This window comes from Streptococcus intestinihominis (genome assembly GCF_046824975.1).
Lineage (GTDB): Bacteria > Bacillota > Bacilli > Lactobacillales > Streptococcaceae > Streptococcus.
In genome coordinates this window covers 28,507-34,073 of sequence record NZ_JBKQBL010000004.1, presented here as the reverse complement: position 1 = coordinate 34,073, position 5,567 = coordinate 28,507, and the positions used below count along the sequence as shown (strand labels likewise).

7 protein-coding genes and 1 riboswitch are annotated in these 5,567 nt (G+C 41.5%); of the genes, 6 read left to right on the top strand and 1 reads right to left on the bottom strand.

The genetic code is table 11. The features are described 5' to 3' along the window. From ACLOR3_RS07040 to ACLOR3_RS07020, 5 genes are all read left to right on the top strand, one after another. On the top strand, positions 1 to 1,100 hold a 1,100-nt coding region (locus ACLOR3_RS07040; protein ID WP_412037102.1), incomplete at its 5' end, for a DRTGG domain-containing protein. Between the two features lie 18 nt (positions 1,101 to 1,118). Beyond that, positions 1,119 to 1,979: a methionyl aminopeptidase gene (locus ACLOR3_RS07035; protein ID WP_006596064.1), complete on the top strand. Its 861-nt coding sequence runs from the start codon at positions 1,119 to 1,121 to the stop codon at positions 1,977 to 1,979. A gap of 88 nt (positions 1,980 to 2,067) precedes the next feature. Beyond that, positions 2,068 to 3,036, top strand: coding sequence for a YihY/virulence factor BrkB family protein (locus ACLOR3_RS07030; RefSeq protein ID WP_129269428.1), 969 nt, complete (start codon positions 2,068 to 2,070; stop codon positions 3,034 to 3,036). 116 nt (positions 3,037 to 3,152) lie between these two features. After that, the gene (locus tag ACLOR3_RS07025) at positions 3,153 to 3,617 is read left to right on the top strand and encodes a MarR family winged helix-turn-helix transcriptional regulator (protein WP_411399849.1); all 465 of its coding nucleotides are present in this window, start codon (positions 3,153 to 3,155) and stop codon (positions 3,615 to 3,617) included. Beyond that, positions 3,614 to 4,321, top strand: a complete 708-nt coding sequence (locus ACLOR3_RS07020) for a B3/B4 domain-containing protein (RefSeq protein ID WP_411399848.1) — start codon at positions 3,614 to 3,616, stop codon at positions 4,319 to 4,321. Before ACLOR3_RS07025 ends, ACLOR3_RS07020 begins: the two co-directional genes overlap by 4 nt. 56 nt (positions 4,322 to 4,377) lie before the next feature. On the opposite strand, the gene ACLOR3_RS07015 is transcribed toward ACLOR3_RS07020, so the two are convergent. Further along, complete coding sequence (locus ACLOR3_RS07015) at positions 4,378 to 4,815, bottom strand: GtrA family protein (RefSeq protein WP_129269423.1); 438 nt, start codon at positions 4,813 to 4,815, stop codon at positions 4,378 to 4,380. 28 nt (positions 4,816 to 4,843) lie between these two features. Then, a riboswitch (PreQ1 riboswitch) is annotated at positions 4,844 to 4,980 on the top strand. Between ACLOR3_RS07015 and ACLOR3_RS07010 the strand changes: the two genes are divergently transcribed. Beyond that, the gene (locus ACLOR3_RS07010) at positions 4,978 to 5,487 is read left to right on the top strand and encodes a QueT transporter family protein (protein ID WP_411399847.1); all 510 of its coding nucleotides are present in this window, start codon (positions 4,978 to 4,980) and stop codon (positions 5,485 to 5,487) included. It overlaps the preceding riboswitch by 3 nt. Positions 5,488 to 5,567 lie beyond the last annotated feature (80 nt).

Below are 5,567 nucleotides of genomic sequence, written 5' to 3'. Positions count from 1 at the left end.
TCAAGTCCAAAAAGGCAGTCCTAGAACATCTGACTTTCCGAGAGATTGTAGAAATTACCGGTTCGGAAGTCTTGGCAGGAAAAGAAGGGCTAGAACGAGAGTTCAACAAGTTTTATATCGGGGCCATGACAGAAGAGCATATTTTAGATTATGTCTCTGAAGGTGGACTCCTCATTGTGGGAGACCGAACCAATATCCAACGTCTGGCTCTCCAACACGACAATGCTGTTCTTGTAACCGGTGGTTTTGACGTCGATCCTTCTATTTTGGAACTGGGTCGCAGTGGTCAAACTCCTATCCTACGTACCAAGCATGATACCTATACTGTTGCGACCATGATCAACCGTGCTCTCGCCAACATGCAAATTAAAACTGATATTTTAACGGTCGAACAAGTCTATTCGCCCATGCATGAATACGGTTTTTTACGGGAAACAGATACCGTACGTGACTATTTAGATTTGGTAAGAAAGAGCCGGTTTAGTCGTTTTCCTGTCGTCAATCAACACCAGATGGTTGTTGGAGTAGTGACCATGCGAGATGCCGGAGACAAGACGCCCCAGACAACTCTGGACAAGGTCATGTCCCGTAGCGTCTTTACGACAAACCTATCCTCTAGTATCGCCAATGTCAGTCAACGCATGATTGCAGAAGATTTTGAGATGATTCCTGTTATTCGCAGCAATCAGACCCTATTAGGGGTTATTACTCGTCGTGCGGTCATGGACCGGATGAGCAAGGAGCAATTGTCGGGCTTGCCAACCTTTAGTGAACAAATCAGTCAAAAAGTAGTTCTGCAAGCCAATCATTTTGAATTGACGGTTGAACCAAGTATGTTAGAAAAGAGTGGTGTTCTCTCGAATGGCGTTCTCACTGAAGTTCTAACAACAGTCACTCGCCAGCTCATGATGAATTCTGGGAAAAATTTAATCATCGAACAGCTCTTGGTCTATTACCTCCAAGCTGTTCAAGTGGACGATACCTTGCGGATTGAAACACGTATTGTCCGACAGACTAGACGATCGGCTATTATAGATTTTGATTTGTATTTGAATTTACAGTTAGTTACGAAGGCCACCGTCACTTTGAAAATTAATTAGAATGGAAGTAGGAAATAGATGATTACATTGAAATCACAGCGTGAAATCGAAGCTATGGACCGAGCAGGAGACTTTCTTGCTAGTATCCATATTGGCCTTCGAGATTTGATCAAACCAGGTCTCGATCTGTGGGAAGTAGAAGAATATGTTCGACGTCGCTGTAAAGAAGCCAATGTCTTGCCCCTTCAGATTGGTGTAGAAGGAAGCTTGATGGACTATCCCTATGCGACATGTTGTGGGATCAATGATGAAGTGGCTCACGCCTTTCCTCGTCACTATGTCTTAAAAGACGGTGATCTCTTAAAGGTGGATATGGTCTTGTCTGAACCCTTAGACAAGTCTGTTGTTGATGTCTCAAAATTAGACTTTGATAATGTCGCACAGGTGAAAAAGTATACAGAAAACTACTCTGGTGGTTTGGCTGATTCTTGTTGGGCCTATGCAGTTGGGAATGTTTCCCAAGAAGTCAAAGATCTCATGGATGTCACCAAAGAATGTCTCTATAGGGGGATTGAACAAGCAGTTGTCGGAAATCGTCTAGGTGATATCGGAGCTGCCATTCAAGAATATGCTGAAAGCAAAGGTTATGGTGTAGTACGCGATTTGGTCGGTCACGGTGTAGGACCAACTATGCATGAAGAACCAATGGTGCCTCACTACGGACGTGCAGGACGTGGCTTGCGCTTACGTGAAGGGATGGTACTCACCATTGAACCAATGATTAATACCGGAACTTGGGAAATCGATACCGATATGAAGACAGGTTGGGCCCACAAAACCCTTGACGGTGGACTTTCTTGTCAGTACGAACATCAGTTTGTTATTACTAAAGATGGACCGGTTATTTTGACCAGTCAAGGCGAAGAAGGAACCTATTAAAACAAGTAGAGAGGAAAGAATGGAGCTGAAGATAAATAACGGTTTCGCTCTTTTCTCTTTTTATGACTTTGTTTAGGGGAGGATAGATATGAAAAAGTTTCTAAAATGGCTAGGCCAACGACCGTTTATTAAGGGGTTCTTGCGCTTTTATATGGCCTCTGAATCGGACATCACAAGTATAGCAGTGGCCTATTATTTATTGATCTCCATTCTCCCTTTATTGTTGATTGCAGCCAATATCCTCCCTTACTTCCAGATTCGTCCGACTCAGATTTTGCTGACCTTGCGTGAAGTATTACCTGCCTCCATGTACCGCATTGTCTTGCAAGTGATTTCATCAGTGCTTACTAAGCCGTCTACTGGTTTACTGAGTTTCTCCATCATTTCGGCTTTATGGGTCTCCTCACAGTGTATTGCTTACCTGCAGAGAGCCTTCAATAAAAGTTATGGAGTGGAGAAGGAGAGGGGGATTATCTGGGCGAGAATCTTCAGTATTTTGATTAGTTTTGCCCTGCAAGGTCTGTTTGGTCTATCTCTGGTTTTGACCATGTTTGGCCGGATGATTATTCGTTCCGTCTATGAGATTTTCAAGTTTGACGAAAGTATCTACCTTCGCCTCTTAAATATTTCAGGACCTTCGGTTTACTTCCTGCTCTTTTTAACCTTGCTCTTGCTCTATTACACCCTACCCAATATCAAAATTCCTAAGTTTCGCTATGTCTTTCCGGGAGCCATCTTTGTGACGGCAGTCCTTTATTTGACCTTGAATATTTTCTGGAAATATGTCGACCACTACATCACGAGTTTCCTAGATGCTCGTTTCTTCGGGTCAGTCCTTTTAGCGGTCATTATGTTCTGGTTTATCCTGGTAGCTAAGGTGTTGATTATTGGCTGTATCTTAAATGCTAGTATTCAATATGCCATTGAAGCGAGATTTGAAACAAAAGATGGGGATGTGGTAGCCAAATACAAGTCTTCTAAGGTAGCTTTTCACCAAAAGGAAGCTTCTCTCAAGCGTCGTTTCCATCTTAAAAACTTGAGAAAAAATCAGGACTGATGTTAAAGAATAAAATAGGAGCAAGCCGGTTTTCAGCCGGCTTTTTTCTGGTTGTTATTTTTGTTGCATTTGCAATAAAAATGTGATAGAATCATTCATAAAGAAAGGAGGAACAGATGAAGGTTCTAAGAGAGATTGGCATCATAGCCCGAGCCTTAGATTCGATTGCCAATATTGAGTTCCGAGATTTGGAACTGGCAAGAGGCCAATACCTATATTTAGTACGAATTGGAGAGCAGCCAGGAATTATTCAAGAGGAGTTATCCGATTTATTAAAAGTGGATCGCTCAACAGTAGCCCGCTCTGTTAAAAAATTAGCTGATAAAGGTCTCATCCGAGAATTAACTGATCCTTCAAATCAAAAGATAAAAAAATGGATTCTAACGGAAAAAGGACAAAAGCTTTATCCTTTTATTCTTTCTGAGCATGCTTATTCTGAAAACACTGCCTTAAAAGGTTTTTCAAAGGCAGAAATCCTTCAATTAGAAGATTGGCTTGCTAAAATGAGAGAAAACGTAGCGGCGGATTGGGAGCTAGTGAAAAAAGGTCAAAAAAGAAACTATAGTGAGGAAAAGAAATGAAATTTACAGTAGATCAAGCATTTTGGGACTTGTTTCCCCAAGCACAAGTAGTGGTGATGACAGTGGAAGGTATTGACAACCATGTTGATGAGAGCAAAGATCCATATTTTAAGGATTTGCTCGACAAGGGAGTCGCACGATCAAAAGAATATATTGATGAAGATCAGTTCACTGCTAGTCCAGTCGTTCAAGAATGGCGTCAGGCTTTTACCAAATTTAAGACCAAAAAAGGAGCTCGTTCTTCCATTGAAGCCTTATTGAAGCGTGTGTCACAAGGACGGGAGTTTTATCCCATTAATCCTTTGGTTGATCTCTACAATAGTGTTTCGCTAGCCTATGCTATCCCCTGTGGTGGTGAGGATATGGAAAAGTTAGCTGGAGGCTTATCCTTAGGAAAAGCTAAGGGGGGAGAGCCATTCTTTCCACTAGGAGCGGAGGAAGATGCTCCGGCTTTGCCGGAAGAGATCATTTATTATGATCAAGAAGGTGCTGTTTGCCGTTGTTTAAACTGGCGGGAAGCCCAAAGGACCATGCTGACAGAAGAGACTCGACAGGCTATTCTTGTGATGGAGGCAGTGACTGAAGAGCAAGCAGAACGGGCCAAAGAAGCGATGGATGAATTAAAAGGATTGGTTAAGGACTATTTTGGTGTGGAAGGTAAGATTTATTATGTAAGCGCCCAAGTATCTAGTCTAGAAGTATAAAAAAAACCGTCAGAGACTATAAGAGTTCTGACGGTTTTTCTGTGTATAATGAGATGTCACTTCTTATTTCGGAAGACAAATAGTTTACTGAAAACATAGTTCAAAATGACAATCATAAATTGTGCGGCAAAGGTTTCGATGGTATTGATAGCCGTCCGATTCATATTAACGAACTGACCAATGATTTGTGGATACTGGGTCACAAAGATGGTAGTCATCAGGAGGTCCAGCACGAGTGTCCCCATTCTAGCAAAAGAGAAGACAATTAACCGTTTCAACCAGCCTTTTCTTTCTTGTTTAAAGACAATGGTATCGTTGGTAGCAAAGGCAAAAAGTATTCCTGCAATATTTCCAATCAAGGTAGCTAGTTGTTCCTGGTCTGTCAGTTGGAAAACAATCAGCCGAGTAGCAACAGAAACAATCGTTGTAGCAACACCAAAAATCAGGTAGGCTAAAATTTCATTATCAAAGATTCGATGGACTAGTTTTTTCATACAATTAGTCTATCATAATTCCCTTATTTGTGCTATACTTATAAAGTTGATTTGTTGAATGCAACTCGTTCAGATGAGCTTCATTAGCGAAACTCAACCCTTGGTGCTTAGCTTCTTTCACCAAGCATATTAGACGCGGGAAAACCGCTAAAGGAGAAAACGATGAAAAACTATACTGTTCGTGACTTGGCACAGATTGCCTTAGTTGCAGCTCTCTATGTGGCCTTGACCATTACGCCCCCGTTGAATGCCATTGGAAGCAACGAGATTCAATTCCGTGTTTCTGAAATGCTCAACTTCATGGCTTTCTACAATCGGAAATACATTTGGTCTGTTACCATTGGGTGTATGATTTCTAACTTCTTGAGTTATGGAATTGTCGACGTGATCGTTGGTGGTGGATCTACCTTTGTCTTCGTTACACTTGGAGTCTATCTTTTTAAACGCTATGAAAAGACAGATCTCTTTAATGGATGGATTCGTAAGGATCATTTCTTATTCTCAATTTTCTTTGCCCTCTCTATGTTTACGATTGCCCTAGAATTGCATATTCTAAACAAAACACCATTCTTCTTGAATTGGTTGACAACTGGTTTGGGTGAATTTGCTTCCCTGATTGTTGGAGCTATTTTGATCAAAAAGATTGCCCAACGAATTGATTTAACTCAATAATCCACTAGAGAGTGGGACAGAAATCGGTAATTCGTTAGAATTCGATTTCGTCGTCCCACCTCCGCACCGTTGAGTAGGGC